General features: G+C 37.6%; 15 protein-coding genes. 13 read left to right on the top strand and 2 right to left on the bottom strand.

The genetic code is table 11. The features are described from left to right. Positions 1–4: 4 nt before the first annotated feature. A complete protein-coding gene (locus HDC90_RS08160; protein WP_184465475.1) occupies positions 5–2,440 on the bottom strand; it encodes a TonB-dependent receptor in 2,436 nt (811 codons plus the stop codon). Between the two features lie 462 nt (positions 2,441–2,902). Between HDC90_RS08160 and HDC90_RS08165 the strand changes: the two genes are divergently transcribed. From HDC90_RS08165 to HDC90_RS08180, 4 genes are read left to right on the top strand one after another with little or no spacing between them, the layout of a single operon-like run. Further along, positions 2,903–6,082: a SusC/RagA family TonB-linked outer membrane protein gene (locus HDC90_RS08165; protein WP_184465476.1), complete on the top strand. Its 3,180-nt coding sequence runs from the start codon at positions 2,903–2,905 to the stop codon at positions 6,080–6,082. Positions 6,083–6,094: 12 nt separating this feature from the next. After that, complete coding sequence (locus HDC90_RS08170; protein ID WP_184465477.1) at positions 6,095–7,612, top strand: RagB/SusD family nutrient uptake outer membrane protein; 1,518 nt, start codon at positions 6,095–6,097, stop codon at positions 7,610–7,612. A gap of 27 nt (positions 7,613–7,639) precedes the next feature. Beyond that, on the top strand, positions 7,640–8,326 hold the full coding sequence (locus HDC90_RS08175) for a hypothetical protein (protein WP_184465478.1): 687 nt from the start codon (positions 7,640–7,642) through the stop codon (positions 8,324–8,326). 19 nt (positions 8,327–8,345) lie between these two features. Continuing rightward, entirely contained in the window at positions 8,346–9,323 is a 978-nt protein-coding gene (locus HDC90_RS08180; protein WP_184465479.1) for a DUF5007 domain-containing protein, read from the top strand. Positions 9,324–9,547: 224 nt separating this feature from the next. On the opposite strand, the gene HDC90_RS08185 is transcribed toward HDC90_RS08180, so the two are convergent. Continuing rightward, positions 9,548–10,249 carry a DUF4397 domain-containing protein gene (locus tag HDC90_RS08185; protein WP_184465480.1) on the bottom strand — a complete coding sequence of 234 codons (702 nt, stop codon included), beginning with the start codon at positions 10,247–10,249 and terminating at the stop codon, positions 9,548–9,550. 579 nt (positions 10,250–10,828) lie between these two features. Between HDC90_RS08185 and HDC90_RS08190 the strand changes: the two genes are divergently transcribed. The 9 genes from HDC90_RS08190 to HDC90_RS08230 all read left to right on the top strand — a co-directional run bounded on the left by HDC90_RS08190 (position 10,829) and on the right by HDC90_RS08230 (position 19,642). Further along, positions 10,829–11,527 carry a GNAT family N-acetyltransferase gene (locus HDC90_RS08190; RefSeq protein ID WP_167297266.1) on the top strand — a complete coding sequence of 233 codons (699 nt, stop codon included), beginning with the start codon at positions 10,829–10,831 and terminating at the stop codon, positions 11,525–11,527. A gap of 1 nt (position 11,528) precedes the next feature. After that, complete coding sequence (gene argG, locus HDC90_RS08195) at positions 11,529–12,716, top strand: argininosuccinate synthase (protein ID WP_184465481.1); 1,188 nt, start codon at positions 11,529–11,531, stop codon at positions 12,714–12,716. A gap of 93 nt (positions 12,717–12,809) precedes the next feature. Further along, positions 12,810–13,790 carry an N-acetyl-gamma-glutamyl-phosphate reductase gene (gene argC, locus HDC90_RS08200; protein ID WP_184465482.1) on the top strand — a complete coding sequence of 327 codons (981 nt, stop codon included), beginning with the start codon at positions 12,810–12,812 and terminating at the stop codon, positions 13,788–13,790. 64 nt (positions 13,791–13,854) lie between these two features. Next, a complete protein-coding gene (locus tag HDC90_RS08205) occupies positions 13,855–14,223 on the top strand; it encodes a four helix bundle protein (RefSeq protein ID WP_184465483.1) in 369 nt (122 codons plus the stop codon). A 52-nt stretch (positions 14,224–14,275) separates the two neighbouring features. Next, a complete protein-coding gene (locus HDC90_RS08210; protein ID WP_184465484.1) occupies positions 14,276–15,406 on the top strand; it encodes an aspartate aminotransferase family protein in 1,131 nt (376 codons plus the stop codon). A 111-nt stretch (positions 15,407–15,517) separates the two neighbouring features. Then, positions 15,518–16,489, top strand: a complete 972-nt coding sequence (locus HDC90_RS08215; protein WP_184465485.1) for an acetylornithine carbamoyltransferase — start codon at positions 15,518–15,520, stop codon at positions 16,487–16,489. A 111-nt stretch (positions 16,490–16,600) separates the two neighbouring features. Then, a complete protein-coding gene (gene argB / locus HDC90_RS08220; protein WP_184465486.1) occupies positions 16,601–17,431 on the top strand; it encodes an acetylglutamate kinase in 831 nt (276 codons plus the stop codon). A gap of 218 nt (positions 17,432–17,649) precedes the next feature. Further along, positions 17,650–18,462, top strand: a complete 813-nt coding sequence (gene proC / locus HDC90_RS08225; RefSeq protein ID WP_184465487.1) for a pyrroline-5-carboxylate reductase — start codon at positions 17,650–17,652, stop codon at positions 18,460–18,462. 112 nt (positions 18,463–18,574) lie between these two features. Continuing rightward, complete coding sequence (locus HDC90_RS08230) at positions 18,575–19,642, top strand: M20 family metallo-hydrolase (RefSeq protein ID WP_184465488.1); 1,068 nt, start codon at positions 18,575–18,577, stop codon at positions 19,640–19,642. The last annotated feature ends 152 nt before the right edge of the window (positions 19,643–19,794 follow it).

The raw sequence follows: 19,794 nt of genomic DNA on the forward strand, positions 1-19,794 counted from the left end.
TTAATTAAAATTTATAAGTAACACTTCCAGTAAAGGTTCTCAGGTCCTGAGGGTTCATGGTGCTATAACCTGTCCAGTATTTTTGGTTGGTAAAGTTGTCTGCTTTTACTCCGATCCTAAATCTTGAGTGATCGTAAAATACAGAGGCATTGAAAATCTCATAAGCAGGCAATATAAATACCCCTTGGCTAACACTATTTACGATTTTATTATCGCTGGCATAATTACCACCAGCGCCTAATCCAAAACCTTTAAATGAACCATCAATAAATTTATAGCTGATCCATAAGTTCGCTGAATAAGGAGCTGCCGAATAAGCATCTCTTCTTCCTTCTACATCAGGCGAAGCGTTTACCATGCGGTTATCGTTATAAGCGAAACCTGCAATAATATTTAAACCATTAACAGGATTTGCCACGATTTCGGCTTCGATACCCTTGCTAATTTTATTGCCATCCTGAATTCGTGCATTAGGATTGCTGGCATCTTGATTATAAGCCCTAACAATATCTTTAACTTTAATGTAGTAATAAGATACAGACCCTGTTAGTTTGCCATTAAGGATGTTGGTTTTAACCCCTCCCTCAATTTGGTTCGCTTGTTCTGCTTTAAAAGCATCACCTTTATAATCTATACCATTAATGTTGTTAAAGCCATTTTGGTAGTTGGCAAATAGGGATAGCTGATCTTTAATCGGTTGAAATACCAAGCCGAATTTTGGCGAGAAAACAGTCTGTTTGTAAGCACCTTTCGGCGCTGAGCCTGCACGGTCTGAATTGCCTTTATTATCAAACCTATCTACTCTTAAGGCAGCTAAGGCAATTAACCTGTCTGTTAAGTTAATTACATCAGAAGCATATGCACTATAAGTATTGGATTTAAAATTAACCGGATACGTAGCGTAAGGGGTTGCCGCATAAAATGCCGCTAAATTGGCTTCGGTAAAATTATTGTAGTTGGCACCGCTCCCATCTTTGTTGGTAAGGTCAAAAGTATCGATCGAATAAAACAGCTGATCTGAGTTCTGGCGTAAATAATCTAATCCTAAAACCACTCTGTTTTTAATTGAGCCTAAATTAAATGTTCCGTTAAAATTTTGTTGTACTTCGTAGGTGAAGATTTTACTATTATCGGTTGATTGGTCTGCTCTTGATATCAAATCGGCACCTGGTGCAGCCGTTGGGTTGCCCAATGGAGGATAGTTGTTTGGAACTAAGAACAAATAAGTACCACGGCCGTTAGAGAAACTATAGTTGCTTGAAAAGCTGGTATGTGATGACCAATTATCGTTAAACTTGTAATTAGCCTGTCCGAAGAAATTTGAGCTATTGTATTTCTGTTTCATAGCATCTCCGGTAAATGATTTGTCATAAGCTATTCCAGATTGATCGGCCCTATCAAAACCAAGGTCTTTTACCGGGAAATAAAAGAAAACGAAAGGTTTTAGCGTGCTATTACCATTGGAAATTTCGGCATCGAAAACAAAGTCTAATTTATCGTTTACTTTATACGACAGGCTGGGCGCAATGAAGAAACCTTTGTCATAAACATTCTCCTGGAAAGAACCTTTGTAATTGTAAGAAGTATTTAATCGGGCGTAAATATGGTTGTCTTTATCAACAGGGAAATTGAAATCAGTACTCACCCGGTTAAAATCGTAGCTACCTGTTGAAAAGCTTACAGCACCTCCCATTCCTTCGAAAGGTTTTTTGGTTATACGGTTAATTAAACCACCATAGGAGGTTAATGTACTACCAAATAAAGTAGCAGATGGGCCTTTAATAAATTCTACATTTTCTAAGTTAGCGGCATCATTACGGCCGGTTACGTTACCAGCAATGCCGTTTCTCAGTTTTGCCTGTACAATAAAGCCTCTTGATGCATAATAAGCACCACCATCGCCTCCGCGAGATGTCGATTCCCACATTTTTTGAACACCAGTGGCATTACGGGCAGCATCATCAACCGAAAATACCAACTGGTCTGCCATTGTTTCTTTTGTAATGGTAGTATATACCTGTGGATTTTCTAAGTTGTTAAGTGGCATTTTCGAAACAAATTCACTTTTTTTAGCGATATATTTATTTACCCCTTGATTAATATTTACTTCGTTAAGCTGATTTGAATTTTGGTTGATTACAAAATCAACAGTTTTGTTTTCGCCAGCTGCAATAACTACTGGTTTTTCTATATTTTGAATACCAACGGCTGACACCCTTAAGATATAGGCACCTGGTTTAATTCTTTGGATTTCGAAAACACCCTTTTCGTTGGTTACATTTCCAAGGCCTTTCCCTTTTAAGCCAACTGAAATGTAAGCGGCTGGTTTACCATCGGAGGTGGTTACTGTACCACTTATGATTGAAAATTGTTGAGCATAGGAAAATAAACCGATAAAAGTCAGGAGTGTTGTTAAAATGAAAAGTCTGGTTTTAAACATTATTATATTTTTATTTGGATTAATTCTAAACAGTTGCAAAATAACGGTACAAAATTGTATTATCCAAATTATTTTGAATTATTCTAAATAGGCTAAAATAATATGTATTTATCGAAATTTTTAATTTGGGAATTGCTTATGTACTAAAAGATTAGTTTAACGTTTTAGCTGCTGCTATTCTTAGATTTTTCCTAATTTTTCTTCTAAAAATCTATTCGTTAATTGATGAGCCTGATCTATGCAAAAAAATGATTGAAAATACGACTTATTTTGGTTAAATGTGCCATTTGGATCAATACGGGCATGTTTTATGCCGCAAAAGTCAGGTATTGAAGAATTAAATGTTAATTAATGTTAAATTTTTAGGTTAAAATATGGTTTCATTTAGCTAAAAAATAATTAAACGCCAAGTAAAAAAGTCGATACTTTAGTTGGTAATCAAACCTAACTAACTAATCATCAATGGAAAAAACTTCTACTAAACACTGCTATGCAAAATTTTTAGCGGCCACATTCTTTTATTTATTAATTCCCTGGCTGGCTTTTGCGCAAAAAACAATTAAAGGGACTGTTTTAGATCCTTCTAATAAGCCTTTACCGGGTGTTTCGATTATTGAAAAGGGTACAAAAAACGGTACTGCTACTAATGCGGACGGAAAGTTCGTTTTAACGGTTCAAAAAGAAGATGCAATTATTGTAGCTAGAATTGTGGGCTATCGTTCGGCAGAGAAAACGGTTTCTGCAAGCGGTACATTAAACTTTTCTTTGGAAGAGGATAATAATACACTAAATGAAGTGGTTACTATCGGTTATCAAAAAATTACCAGAAAGAAAACTACAGCTGCGATTTCCAGTATCTCTGGTAAAGAACTGGCTAATTTGCCTGCGGCAAGTTTTGATCAGCTGTTACAAGGTCGTTTATCCGGAGTAAACGTTCAAAACTTTACTGGCCAGCCTGGTGTGGCGCCTACAGTATCCGTAAGGGGTAACTCTACAGGTAGCACAAGTTATGATCAGTTTAATGTGATAAGATCACCGCTTTATGTGGTAGATGGTGTTCCTCAATCATCTGACGATTATGTTCCACCAGGAACTGGTACAGGCACCAACTACATGGCCGGCCTTAATCCGAATGATATCGAATCTATTGATGTGTTAAAAGATGCTTCGGCAGCAGCTATTTATGGTTCAAGGGCAGCGAATGGTGTAATTTTAATTACAACCAAAAAAGGTGTAGGTGGCGATACAAGGGTAAGCTTTAACTCTTATTATGGTATGGTACAACGCCCTAATTTAAGACAGGCTACCATGGGTACTACAGAACGCAGGCAAAAAATGGAGGTGCTTCAAAGACAGCTAAGTTACGATCAGCGTGTACAATTGCCTTATATACTTACAGATAGTTTAAATCCAGCTTTTAATGGCCATACTGATTGGCAGGATTTATTTTATCAGACTGGTAAAATCAATGATAATAACCTGAGTATAAGCGGTGGTACTGATAATGGAACAACTTACAGGTTTAGCGGAGGGTATTATGATGAGGATGGTATTGTAAAAGGAACAGGCTTTAAACGTTATACTACGCGTTTAAATCTTACCTCGAGAGCAATGAATAAAAAATTGATGATCAACCCCATATTTTCTTATTCAAGTGCTAGCAGGGGCAGAGGAAACGAAGATCCAAACGATCCATCTAAGCCTACAAAAGTTGGTTCAGGGAATTTGCCTTCCTCGTTATTAAATATATCTCCAGAAAAATTGGATTATTTTGTAAGTAAAGATGGTGAAAACTTAAACAGAAATGTGTCGAATCAATTTGGAGCTAACCTTAACCTGGCCTATGAATTTAATAAACACTTTACCTTAAATTCACAATCTTCCTATACTAGTAACAATAACCGTAGGGATGTAAGTATGAGCAATTTGTTAAACAATGGTTTTGGCAACAGCTCTTCCAGTTTCTCCTCAACTGATATGGGCTTAAGAACATCGAATTACCTCGCTTATAACGGTTCTATTCAAAAACATTCTTTTAGTGCTGTAGCGGGGCAAGATATAGAGTATAGTTTGTTTCAATCTACCCAGGCATCCGGCTATGGTGGTGCATCGGATAATATTCAAACAGTTACTGGTTTTAAGCAACAGAATATTTATGCTTATTCAAATTACCTCGCGCATGGATTGGTAGCTTATTATGGTCGTTTTAATTATGATTATGATGGCAAGTACCTTTTGTCGGGAACGATCAGAACGGACGGTTCTTCTGGTTTTGGCGAAAATAATAAATATGGAGTATTTCCTTCCATTTCAGCAGGATGGCTTCTTTCCGAAGAAAACTTTATGAAAAACTTAACCAATAACCCTTTTACACTAATTAAAATTAGAGGAAGTTATGGCGTGACAGGTAACGAAGATAAAAGAAATGCTTATGTGCAATATAATACCTACCAAGTTAACAATGGCTATTTTAGTGGGAATGGCGGAGCAACCTCATATAATGGTGTAACCGCAATTACCCCTAATTTTACAAATGGTGTTGCACAAAAGGATTTAAGCTGGGAGAAATCTACACAATGGAATATCGGTACCGATATGGAAATTGATAACGGTAGATATGCCATTTCATTTGATGTGTATAACAAAGAAGTAAAACAAAAACTTTTTAATGTTGATTTGCCGGTTACATCAGGCTATGACAATGCTTTCACCAATGCATTTGCCGTTCGTAATGCAGGTTTGGAGTTGACTTTAACTGCAAATCCTTTCCGCAAGGAATTTAAGTGGAATAGCTCTTTTAATATCTCTTATAATAAAAATCAGATCATGAGTTTGCCAAATGGTGGCCGTGATATTATTTTGAGTGGAGATCGTTTTGATAAAAACCACGTGCTTTCTGTAGGTAGTCCGCTAAATGCTTTCTATTTATATCGTACAAAAGGCGTATTTTCTACTTCAGCAGATATTCCGCAGAATCCTTACACTGGAGAAAGATATAGAAACAGTAATGGAACATTTAGTGCAGGTGATTTTTATCTGGCAGATTTGGATGGAGATTATTTTATAGACATTTTCAATGATGGTATTAATCCGGATAAAGCACCAATTGGCGATCCTAACCCACGTTTTACGGGTGGTTGGACCAATAACTTTTCTTACAAAAATTTCTCTTTGGGGATTTTTGTAACATTCACTCTTAAACGTGACGTACTCAATCTATTTGATTCAGATCGTTTTACGAACGCAACTGATGCTAATGCAGTATATAATTTTGCCAGTGTCTCTTCACCAGATCTAAGTCGCCTGAACATCTGGAGAAACCCTGGAGATCAGGCTGAATATGCAAAACTCGATTTGGGATCCTATCGATATTATTATACGGCTGCACAATCCTTTTTCCTCGAAAAAGGTGGCTATGCAAGGATCAAAAGTATCAATCTTGGTTATGATTTTAGCCCTAAAATCGTAAGAAAATTAGGCTTAAGTCAGCTGAAATTATACGCTATTGCTGATAACGTATATATGTTCCAGCAATCAAAAAAATTACCTGATGCAGAAGCTGTTAGCGGATATGGGGAGTATAATGGAACCGGATATCCTATTCCAAGAAAATATACTTTAGGTGTACAAGTTCAATTTTAATATCGTCAATAAATGAAAAATATAATCACAAAAATCGGCGTACTTATCGCAGTGGCTACAGCGGTTACCGTAAGTTCCTGTAAAAAATTATTATATGAGGAACCTAAGGACGCACCTTATGAGCAAACATTCTGGCAATCATCAAGGGATGTAAGAAGTGCCATCGCTGGTAATTATGCTATGATGCGTAGTGCTATTACCAATAAAAACAATCGTTATTTTATGTATGGTGACGCTATCGCCAAAAACTATTTTACGATTCAATATACAGGTGATGGTTTAGAAGGGATTCAGGGTGGAGATTTTACCTTTCAATACAATCTCAATACGCTGGCAAATTATACTTTATATTATAAAAGTATTGCCATGTCTAATCTGATTTTAAAAAAAGTTAATGGCATGAGTGATGCACAATTATCTGGTGAAGACGATCCTGCTCAATTCCGGAATTCAGCGATTGGCCAGGCCTATTTCCTTCGTGCATTAAGTTACTTTATGATGGTAAGGGTATGGGGTGATGTACCGTTGGTTACAGAGTCTTACGATGATCCAATCAATGCGCCACAATTGCCAAGAAGTTCAAAATCGGACGTTATGAAATTGATTGAAAATGATTGTCACAAAGCCATTAATCTATTAAGCTGGAATTATGCCAATACCGGAGACGCAAAGGTTACTGCAAATAAAGGTTCAGTATATGCCCTTTTAGCACATTTGTATCTTTGGAGAGCAACTATGTCTGACGTTTCAGTTGATGCGCCTAATTTGACTGATGTGAACAATGCCGATACGACCATAAATACATTAATTAGCAAAGGAGGCTATGCTTTAACAGATACCGCTAATTATAAAAATACTTTTATTGGTCGTTCTTCTGAAGGCATATTTGAAATTAACATCAGCGAGAATACATTGGAAGGTTCTAATAGTTCCATAGGTTCTTATTTTTTAAATGAGAATTATATCAAAGGTTATGGAAACAACCCACGTTTTTATACCACGCCTCTGTATCTTAATAATCATTTCGAAACAACCACCGATATACGTTACAAAAAAGGCTTTGACCTCACTAATCCGATTAAGCCAATGAGTATAAAATACAGTAACGTAACGTACAGAAATCCCGGGCAAAAATTAGACCCTTATCTAAGCAATAACATTATCATTTTCAGACTGGGCGATATGAAACTACTTAAAGCGGAAATTGCACTTTACAAAAAGGATGCAGCAACAGCTATTGGTATTATCAATGATTTCAGAAAAAGAAATGACCCAGATCCGGTATTAATTCCTGCCGGAAGCTCCGTAGATCAGGTAATGGATGAATATGCTTATGAGCGTGGTAAAGAAATGTACCTGGAAGGACATTTATTCTATGATTTGCTTAGGACTAGAAGATACGGTCTTATCGTAGATTGGCTTACAGAAAGCAGGTTTAGAAGAGAAGGTTTTTATTGGCCTGTAGACCCTGCATTGTTTAGAAACAATCCGTTATTGAAACAAACACCATATTGGTTGGGTAAAGTATAAGTTGTTTTTATTAAGAGATTAAAAAATATGAAAAATAATATATTAGTATATCTTTCATTAATATTACTGGCGCTAACGGCTTGTAAAAAAAATGATTATAAAAGGGATGGTGGGCCAAGTGATCCCAATGTAAACTTAAGTACTTACGATTACTTAAAGTCTAACCGCAACTTCGATTCCTTAGTGAAAGTGATAGACAGGGCAGGTTTAAAGGATGCTGTAAATGGCAATGTAACCTTTTTTGCAACTACAAATTATGGAATAGCGGAGTATGTAAAGGCCAAAAAATATCAGAAATCTCTCCAGCTTGGAACAGAAAACTTTGACTTCGGTATTAAAGATATTCCGTCACAGGAACTGAATGATTCATTAAAGACTTATTTATTTGCGGGCAAGATCAACAGAGACCAGATGAGCGTTAGCGGTAAGCTTTATAATAGTTTACTCGGAGCTATTCCAAATGTTCAATACCTGATCAAATTGAGACGTTCTTATGAATATACACAGTATGTTAATTATGTGGATTATGTAACGTATACTAAAGTAATCGGAACCCGTGATGATCAAGTGGCGGATCAAAGTACTATTCCAGATTCACAAAAAGACAAGGCTGTGGATTGTCAAACATCAGGAATTGTTACGACCAATGGTATAGTTCATGTGTTAAGTGGATACCACAGGTTATTTTTTAATGCACAGTCTTTGGGCAATTAATTTAATCGCAATTATGAAAATGAAATACATTTTAGGCTTATTACTCTTGTTAAGTGTAGTGGCCTGTAAAAAAATACAAAATGGTTTTCTAAGTGATTCCATTCGATATAAAGACAATAATATTTATGCAAAAAGAGGCTTGCCTCTTTTTCAATCAGATCGAATCAATGCAGATGGTTCTACACCGCCTTTTACCTTTAAATTGCTCAATTTGCGGAAAGAAGATGGTTCTCCTGCGCCTGTAGAGTTTTCGAAGGAATATGAAATTACTGTTTTTAAGACCGGTGCCAATTTTGATCCTGAAACAGATGTAACGCTTGACTTGCTAAATAAAAAAAGGGAGGTGGTTAAAAAGAAACCAATGGAGTTTAATGAATTGAGTGGACAGCTTACCTTTAACAAAGCATCTGGTTTCTTACCCTTGGGAAGATATGTATATGATGTAGAAATGACTAATGGTACTGGTACCAAGTTATTTCCTAAATTAGCAACAATTAATGTGGTAGATCCCACTATAGATGACCTATTTGAGATTACTGATAATGTAGCTAACGGCTTTAATGATGTTACAGGTGTAGCAACGCCAATGAAAAACCCAATCATTACCTGTACAAAAATTTCATCTTTAGGTGCAAGAGCTATACTGAAAATGGTGGATAAAAATGGAAATGTTTTTAATCCTAAAGCAAAAGAAATTATAGCCAGGGGAGATAGGCCAATTTTTGAAAACTATGCTAAATTCAACCCGGTTATTCAAACTGATACCGCTATGATCTGCGATTTTGAGGTAGCACCGTTTCCTTTAACAAAATATGTTACGCCAACTACCGATTGGGGTTTCTTAATGTATTATAGAATACCGAGTACCTTTATAAAATCAATAGATGGCTTTCCATCATCACCAGGTTACTCTGTAAACCCAAGGTGGTCTTGGAGACTCAAATTAGAAGGTACTTATATCATACAGGTGAAATTTACTGATGTAATAAAAAAATAGAAAATGATAGCGAGGATGTATGGTAAGTTGTAATTTCACCTCTAATTTGTCACGTTGAGCCTGTCGAAATGCCTTTGAAACATTTAAAAAAGGTCCTTCGACAAGCCCAGTATGACTTTCATACTTATGGTATAACCTCACTTTTCTTTTAATATAAACCAAAAACGGCAATTTTCATATCGAAAATTGCCGTTTTTTATGAAAGTTAAACATAACAGCCTTTTTTATTTGATTAATATAGCTTGTAAACTTAATGGACGTTCAGTTTCATTTGCAGGTGTTACCAAACCACCACAAATAATATCATAATGATAACCTGCTGTAAAACTGGTGCTGGCCGAGGTAGCTTTAACTGTCCCCGATGAAGTTTCTTTTACATCAAATGTATAAGTCCCTGCATCTACCGCAATGAAACTACTTGCGTTCTTATAAGCTTTATTGGTAACCAGCATGGAAGTTGCACCGGTTTTTGCCAGGTCTAAAGCAGGGGCGTCAGGCGATAAATTGATAAAACGGATGTAAGCTTTATCGGTTGATGGAATAGAAAGATCATCACCAATGGTATAAACATCTAATGCAGCTGGCTTATTAATTAAATAAGCAGAATAATAGGCACTAGCATTCACAGTAATGGTTTTGGTTAACAAACTCTCTGCACTGCTGGCCGTTGTAAATTTTAAACTGTATGTGCCTGCGGTAGAAGAAAGGTAAGCTGCAGAGCCCCCAAATGGTAAAGCAGCCGAATTAACCATGTTGCCATTAAAGTAAGCGTTGTAAGTAGCTAAAGAAGGTGATGCATTGATTACCCTTAAATAAGATATGTTAGGATCTGCAGTTTCGGTTTTTTTACATGAAGTGAATGCTGTAAAAGCAATTAGAACAAATAAAGTGATTGACTTGAAATGAAATGACGTAAAATTCTTCATACGGTTAAAATTTGATTTAATATTTAAGGAGTATCCATAAAACGATAGCCAGATCGCATTCGCTACAGGCATACAAATATTGGGTTTAAGCAGTATTACAGGATGTTAAATGATGTTAAGCAGATGTTAAAGTTTGTCGCATTCTTTTAACAATGTTAAAATTGGCAATATAACCCATAACTGAAATGTAAGATCCGCAACTTTTTAAATTTATAAGCGGCCCTCAGTGCCTGTTTAAGTCAGATTAATCCAATAAAATGGAAAGCTTAACATAAAAAAAATACGATATTATTGCGTAACTCGATTTTTATTTAAACCTTTGCACCTCAATAGAGTTAAAGCCGTTTTAATACGCAAGAAATGATTAAACAAATTTTACATAAACTTTCTGTTTTCACAGCACAAAATGTGTCTGGAAAAGGTGTGTTTATTAATCATTTTCAGCCCGTGTTTTATTATCCCACAAGCCGGCAAAATTTCACTCCACGTATTTAGTACCTATACTAAACGTAACGAGGAATTGATCCTCTCTAAAAACCCAATTAACAAGAATACTTATAATTTTTCGTTAGAAAACGAATGGATATTAACGAATTTATAGTGCAGGTTGCACTTCCTGAACATCGTGTATTTGCAGAAGAAATAGTAACCGAAATGGCAGAATCGGCAAAAGCTCGTGGAACAGGGATTGCTAAGCGTTCGCCAGAATATATTTCTAATAAAATGCAAGAAGGCAAATCGGTTATTGCTTTCCATAAAGATGGCTCTTGGGCAGGATTTTGCTATATAGAAACCTGGAGCCACGGACAGTTTGTGGCCAATAGCGGTTTGGTAGTAAGCCCCAAATACCGTAAAGCCGGATTAGCAAAAGCCATTAAAAATGAAATTTTTGGTTTATCGAGAAGGTTATATCCAAAGGCGAAAATATTTGGTTTAACAACAGGCTTGGCCGTAATGAAAATCAATTCAGATTTAGGCTATGAGCCCGTAACCTACAGCGAACTTACCCAGGATGAAGAATTTTGGAAAGGCTGCCAGAGCTGCGTAAACTTCGAAATTTTAAAAATGAAGGAACGCAAAAACTGCATGTGTACAGCTATGCTTTACGATCCGGCTGAAAAAAAACATGAAGTAGCCAAGCAATTTGCCGAAGAACTGCAAAAGAAACCCAAATTATACGAGCGTTTTATGCGCATTAAACAACGTTTAGTTGTTAAACCTAAGCCAAAAAATGGCTTAAAAGCCCTTTTATTTTTATTTACCTTTTTATTTAAGTAGCATGAAAAAAGTTGTTTTAGCATTTAGCGGAGGCTTAGATACCTCATTTTGTTGTATTTACCTGGCACAGGACCGCGGATTAGAAGTTCATTCGGTAATTGTAAATACCGGTGGCTTTTCTGACGAAGAATTGCAGGAAATTGAGAAAAGAGCTTATGCTTTGGGCGTAAAATCGCATGCTGTGGTAGATGAAACAGAGGGTTATTATGATGATTGTATCAAGTACCTGATTTTTGGAAATGTATTAAAAAATGCTACTTATCCATTATCGGTAAGTGCTGAGCGCGTGAGTCAGGCAACTGCTATTGCCAATTATGTGAAAAAAATCGGTGCTGATTATGTAGCCCACGGCAGTACAGGAGCAGGCAACGATCAGGTTCGTTTTGATATGATTTTTAATATTCTGATCCCGGGAGTAGAAATCATTACCCCAATCAGAGATTTAAAATTATCCCGCGAAGCGGAAATAGAATATTTAGCACAACATGGTGTAGAATATAGTGCAGAAAAAGCAAGATATTCAATCAATAAAGGTTTATGGGGGACTTCGGTTGGAGGAAAAGAAACTTTAACCTCGCACGAAACCTTGCCAGAAAGCGCTTGGCCTACACAGGTTTCAGAAACAGAATCGCGTAAGGTAGAATTAACCTTCGAAAAAGGCGAACTGGTTGCTATTGATGGTGAAAAACTAGCACCTGTTAGGGCAATCCAAAAATTACAGGCAATCGCTCAACCTTTCGGTATTGGTAGAGATATCCACGTGGGTGATACCATTATTGGTATTAAAGGCCGTGTAGGCTTTGAGGCTGCTGGTCCCATTATCATTATCAAGGCACACCACACTTTAGAAAAACACACCTTAACCAAATGGCAGTTAAGCTGGAAAGAACAACTTTCATCTTTCTATGGTAACTGGTTGCACGAGGGGCAGTTCCACGATCCGATTATGCGGAATATTGAGGCCTTTTTGACCGATACACAAAAATTTGTGAGCGGTAAAGTATTTGTAGAACTGTTACCATACCGTTTCCAGATTATCGGAATTGAATCTAACCACGATTTAATGAGTAATAAATTTGGTAGTTACGGCGAAATGAATAATGCCTGGAGCGGAGAAGACGTTAAAGGTTTCTCTAAAATATTTGGCAACCAGGTAATGATTTGGCATAAAGTAAATAACGAGGCATAGCCTCAAAGGCAGAAGGTAGAGGGTTTAAGGTTTAAGGCTGCATTAGCATTTAAACCTTAAGCCCTAGGCCTCAAACCCTAAACCTTTTTAAATATGAAAATTAAAGCAGGAATAATTGGCGGCGCAGGTTATACCGGTGGCGAAATGCTACGTATTTTGATTAACCATCCAAATGTTGAAATTGCTTTCGTAAATAGCACAAGTAACGCCGGGAACTTAATTTCTGATGTACACACTGATCTGATCGGTGATACTGATTTAAAATTCGTGAGTGATATTTCGCAAGATATCGATGTATTATTTTTATGTGTTGGCCATGGTGATGCTAAGAAATTTTTGGCTGCTAACCCAATCAACGAAAGCATTAAAATTATAGATTTATCTCAGGACTTTAGGTTGCATGAAAAATCGACATTCGAAAACCGCGAATTTGTTTATGGATTACCCGAACTAAATCGTGATAAAATTAAAGCAGCTAAAAATATTGCAAACCCTGGTTGTTTTGCAACTTGTATCCAATTAGGCTTATTGCCATTGGCTTCAAAAGGGCTGATTAAAAGCGAGGTTCATATCAATGCTACTACTGGCTCAACAGGTGCAGGACAGAGTTTATCAACCACTTCGCATTTCAGCTGGAGAAACAATAACCTTTCCATTTATAAGGCATTTGAGCATCAGCATTTGAACGAAATCAGCGAAAGTTTGTTACAGTTGCAGCCATCACTTTCTGAAGCTTTAAACTTTATCCCACAGCGAGGCGCTTTTACCCGGGGAATTTTAGCTGCGATGTATTTGGAAAGTGATTTAAGTTTGGAAGAAGCACAAAACATTTACGAAGAATATTATAGCACGCATCCTTTTACGCATGTTAGCCGGAAAAATATTGATTTAAAACAGGTGGTAAATACCAATAAAGCCTTGGTTCATGTAGAAAAACATGGCGGCAAATTATTTATCATCAGCATGATCGATAACCTGTTAAAAGGTGCCAGCGGACAAGCTGTTCAGAATATGAATTTAATGTTCGGTTTGGATGAAACAGCAGGATTGAAGCTGAAAGCAGCTAATTTCTAGGCGGAAGGCTGGAGGGTTGAAGGCTGAAAGGCCTGGGTGCAGACATACAAAATATTTATGAGTTATGAGAGATTATCAAAAATTAGATGTTTGGAAAAAGGCGCACTTATTTACTTTACAGGTTCATAAGGAAATCCTACCTATCATGCCTATTGAAGAAAAATTTGCTTTAACCCAACAAATTCGGCGGGCCACCTATTCTATCCCTTTAAATATAGTAGAAGGAAGTGGAAAAAACACAGATAAGGATTTTGTTCATTATCTTGATAATGCACTTGGCTCTACAAAAGAAATAGAATATGCTTTTATTCTCATCCGTGATTTAGCTTACATCAGTTTGGCAGTTTATGAGGCTGTGAATAAAAGTGTTAATGAAATTAAGGCGATGTTAATCGCATTTATTAAATTTTTGAGAAACGGTGGAAAAGGTTAGAGAATATCAACCTTCTACCTTCCCGCCCTCAACCTTTAAACCTTATTGAAAAATGAACTTATTCGACGTTTACCCACTTAATGATATAGAAATAACAAAAGCAGCAGGCAGTAATGTTTGGGATGCTAATGGGCAACAATATTTAGATTTATATGGCGGTCATGCTGTGATTTCGATTGGCCATACTAATCCGCACTACGTTAATAGACTGACCGATCAATTAAATAAAGTTGGTTTTTACTCTAACTCGGTAAAAATTCCTTTACAGGTTCAGCTTGCGGCGAAACTTGGTGAAGTTTCCGGTAAAGAAGATTTCCAATTGTTTTTGTGTAATTCTGGAGCTGAGGCAAATGAAAATGCTTTAAAGTTAGCTTCGTTTTATAACGGAAGAAAAAAAGTAATTGCTTTTACGGGTGCTTTCCACGGACGTACGTCTTTGGCAGTTGCCGTAACCGATAATCCTAAAATTGTAGCACCCGTTAATCAGACTGAAAATGTAATCTTTTTGCCTTTTAATAATGAGGTTGCCTTAGAAGAAACTTTTAAAGCGCAAGGCAATGAAATTTCGGCTGTTATTATTGAAGGTATCCAAGGTGTTGGCGGAATTAAAGAAGCGTCGAAAAGTTTCTTGCAGAAAATCCGCTCACTTTGCGACGAATACAATGCCGTTTACATTGCCGATAGTGTACAGTGCGGTTACGGACGTACAGGATCGTTTTACTCGCACGACTATTCAGGTGTTGAAGCAGATGTGTACAGTATGGCAAAAGGAATGGGTAATGGATTTCCGGTAGCGGGAATCTCTATTGCACCCAAATTTAAACCTTGGCATGGAGAGCTGGGTACAACCTTCGGTGGTAACCATTTAGCTTGTGCTGCGGCTTTAGCTGTTCTGGAAGTAATAGAAAAAGATAACCTCATCAAAAATGCCGAAGAAGTTGGAAATTACTTAATAGCTGAACTGAAGAAATTTGAGCAGGTAGTAGAAGTGCGTGGCCGTGGGTTAATGATTGGTATTGAGTTACCTGTCGAGCTGGCGCATGTTAAAAAAGAATTATTGTTTACACACCATATTTTTACCGGCGAGGCAAAACCTAATGTAATCCGTTTATTGCCAGCATTAAATTTAACAAAAGCACATGCTGATGAGTTTTTAGCCGCTTTTGGTAAATTAGTAAAATAGATATTGTGTATTAGGTCGATCGTCATGCTGAATTTATTTCAACATCTCTTAATAGAGACCCTGAAATGAGTTCAGGACGACGGATCGGGATAAATTAATTTAGATTAAAAAATGAAACTTTTTACTTCCGTACACGATGTTCCAAGCATCAAACAATTTGTAAATGATGCACTTGCATTAAAGGCGAATCCTTATGCGCACCAGGATTTAGGGAAGAACAAAACCTTGGGTTTAGTTTTTATGAATCCCAGTTTGCGTACCCGGTTAAGTACGCAAAAAGCGGCCTTAAATCTGGGTATGAATGTAATGGTGATGAATATGGATAAAGAAGGTTGGGCTTTAGAAACTCAGGATGGTGTGGTAATGAATGGTTCGACTGTTGAACATATTCGTGAGGCTGCAGCTGTAATGGGGCAATATTGCGATATTTTAGGCTTGCGTTCTTTCCCAAAACTGAATAACCGTGAGGAAGATTATAGCGAAGATTTTTTTAATAAGTTTGTGAAATATTGTGCTGTACCGGTAGTAAGTTTAGAGAGTGCAACACGCCACCCTTTACAAAGCTTTGCTGATATTATTACCATTCATGAAACCTGGACAAAGAAACCCGATGGACGCAAACCCAAAGTAGTTTTAGCCTGGGCACCACATGTTAAGGCATTACCTCAAGCTGTGCCAAATTCTTTTGCCGAGTGGATGTGCAAAGCTCAGGCAGAGGGGATGATCGATTTTACGATTGCTCAGCCAGAAGGTTATGAACTTGCCGAAGATTTCACACCAGGTGCAAAGATTGAATATAATTTAGAAGAAGCCCTGGTTGGTGCCGATTATGTATATGTGAAGAACTGGAGCAGTTATAAAGAGTACGGAAAAGTATTAACTTATCCTGATGGCTGGATGATGAATAACGAGAAATTAAAATTCACAAACGATGCTAAAGTGATGCACTGCTTGCCTGTGCGTCGCGATTTGGAATTATCATCAGAAATTTTGGATGGACCAAACTCATTGGTTATCCATGAAGCAGGAAATCGTTTATGGGCGGCGCAGGCGGTAATTAAAGCGATGTTGGAGGAATTGTAATATCAAAAAACTCGTCATTGCGAGGCACAAAGCAATCTTAATGCGGTAGAAAATAACCCATCATAGTTGTAAGATTGTTCCGTGCCCCGCAATGATGAAAAGGTAAAAATCATGAAACAACTTACTATCATAAAAATCGGTGGAAATGTAATCGATAATTCAGAAAACCTACATCAGTTTTTATTGGATTTTACTGCATTGCCCGGAGATAAGATCCTGGTTCATGGGGGAGGTAAAATTGCAACCGAATTGGGCGAATCGCTAGGTATTGAGGCCAAAATGATTGAAGGCCGACGGATTACCGATATCGAGACCCTGCGGATTGTAACCATGGTTTACGCAGGTTTGATCAATAAAAATATGGTAGCACAATTACAGGCAAAAGGCAGCAATGCCATAGGTTTGAGCGGTGCAGATGGAAATGTGATCAAAGCAACAAAGCGTCCGGTAAAAACGGTCACATATGGCGCTGCTCCCGGACCGTTGGCGGGTGCGGTAATAGATTATGGTTATGTTGGAGATTTAGATGAAAACTCTGTGTCTTCAAATACGCTAGACAGTTTGCTGAAGGCAGGCTTGGTTCCGGTATTTTGTGCCATTACCCACGATGGAAATTCGCAGTTACTCAATACCAATGCCGATACTATTGCTTCATCAGTTGCCGTGGCGATGTCGGCTTTATACGAAACACGTTTGGTATATTGCTTTGAGAAAAAGGGTGTGCTTAAAGATGTGAACGATGATGGTTCTGTGGTAAGAGAAATCAAAGCGGATGAATTTGAAGCTTTAAAAGCGGATGGAACAGTACAGGGTGGAATGATCCCCAAATTGCATAATGCTTTTGAAGCGATTAAAAAAGGAGTATCAGCGGTATATATCGGTAAAGCCAATGAGTTGGCTGAACTTGCTGAGGGAACTTTTGGAACAAAGATGCTGAAATAAGGTGGAAGGTAGGAAGGTTGAAGGCAGAGGGTTGAGACAATGCATGGAAAAGTAACCGATAATATACTGTCATTGCCCGATAAACCTGATAGTAGCGAACACGGAGTGCAACGGAGTAAAGCGGATAGCAGGAACTGCCTTTAAATAGCCTTAGTGAAATTGCTTTCCAGAAAAATTAAACAGCTGTATTAACAATCTGAAACAAACTATAATCAACCATGAATAAAAAAATAGCCATCATTGGTAGCGGAAATATCGGTTTATCTTTAGCGAAAGGTTTGGTAAAGGCCAACTTTGCCCAAGCTACCGACATTACGCTTACCCGTAGAAACACCGACCACTTAAAATCTTTTGCTGATGTTGGTTTTAACATTAGCAATAACAATAAACAGGCTGTAGCTGATGCTGATGTTATAATTTTGGGCGTTCTACCCCAACAATTAAACACGGTTTTAGACGAAATCCAAACGTCAATCGTTCAGGCTAAACATTTGGTTATTTCGGTAATTTCGGGTGTGAGTTGTGCTGCTGTTAGAGAAAAATTAGGTGATAAAGTTGAAGTGGTTCGCGTAATGCCAAATACGGCAATAGCCATTGGTCAATCTATGACTTGCATAGCTAGCGATAACGCATCAGCTGAAAATATCGCTGATGTAACCAAAATGTTCGAAACTGTAGGATCTGTTGTGAAAATAAATGAAGATTTAATGACTTCTGCAACAGCACTTTGTGCTTGTGGTATTGCATTTTTCTTGAGGGCAATTAGGGCCGCATCGCAAGGTGGGGTAGAAATCGGTTTTCACGCTGATGAAGCTTTAAAAATGGCTGTTCAAACGGCTAAAGGAGCGGCCGATTTGCTTTTATTACACGGAACACACCCAGAATCAGAGATAGATAAGGTAACTTCGCCGAAAGGTTGCACCATTGCTGGTTTAAATGAAATGGAGCACAACGGTTTTAGCTCATCATTGATAAAAGGTATTAAACTTTCAGCTTTAAAAGCAGGAAATCTATATACTAAAGAGGGTTAGCGGTATAGGGCATAAAGTCTTAATCGCAAACATAAAACTGAAAGCCAAAATAAAAGGTAGAAAGTTTAAAGACGGGTTTGGTCTTGATACTTAATACTCATTACTTGATACTATGTTATTAGAAAATATACAAAAAGAAAGTCTGGATTTATTGCGGCAGTTAATCCGTATCCAGTCTTTTAGCAAGGAAGAAGACAGAACCGCGAACTTAATTGCCCAGTTTTTGGAAGAGAGGGGGATTAAGACCCAGCGTAAAATGAACAACGTTTGGGCTTACAACAAACATTTTGATGCTAATAAGCCAACCTTGTTGCTCAACTCGCACCATGATACGGTTAAGCCAAATTCTGGTTATACCCGCGATCCGTATGATGCAGCAATTGAAGGTGATAAACTGTTTGGCTTGGGCAGTAACGACGCTGGTGGTTGTTTAGTTTCGCTAATCGGAACGTTTTTATATTATTACGGGCAGGAGGATTTAAAATATAACATTTGCTTGGCAGCGACTGCCGAAGAAGAAATTTCCGGTAATAATGGTTTAGAATTGGTTTTGCCTGATTTAGGCGAACTCGAATTTGGTATCGTTGGAGAACCTACAGAAATGAATTTGGCCATTGCCGAACGTGGCCTTTTGGTGTTAGATTGTGTATCGCATGGTAAAGCTGGGCATGCTGCCCGCGAAGAGGGAGAGAATGCCATTTACAAAGCATTAAAAGATATCGAATGGTTTAGGAACTACCAGTTCCCAAAAGTATCGGAGGTTTTCGGGCCATTAAAAATGACGGTTACCATAATCAATGCAGGTTCGCAACATAATGTTGTTCCTGCAAATTGTACTTTTACCGTTGATGTACGCGTAACAGATGCCTATACCAATGAAGAAGTGTTAGAGATTATCAGGGCAAATGTTGATTGTGATGTTACACCTCGGTCTATCCGTTTAAAACCATCGTCGATTGATAAAAACCATCCGGTTGTTCAGGCAGGAGTAGCACTTGGAAAAACCACTTATGGTTCGCCAACTACTTCAGACCAGGCACTATTAGATATCCCATCGGTAAAATGTGGCCCAGGATTTTCTGGCCGTTCGCACATGGCTGATGAGTTTTTATATGTTAGAGAAGTAGCCGAAGGAGTTGAGGGCTATGTGAATATGTTAAAACCGGTTATACAAGGTTAAAGGTAGAGGACTTTAAGGCATAAAGGCTTGGATGCCTGACTTAAATGTTTGAATGCTTTGTGTTCACTGTGAAAACTCAGTGAACGCTGTGGTAAAAAATAGTATAGCTTAGCGTGCTTTGTGGAAAGCCTGGCGCGCTTTGCGGTTAAATA

Origin of the sequence: Pedobacter sp. AK013, assembly GCF_014205835.1 — a bacterium.
GTDB lineage: Bacteria > Bacteroidota > Bacteroidia > Sphingobacteriales > Sphingobacteriaceae > Pedobacter.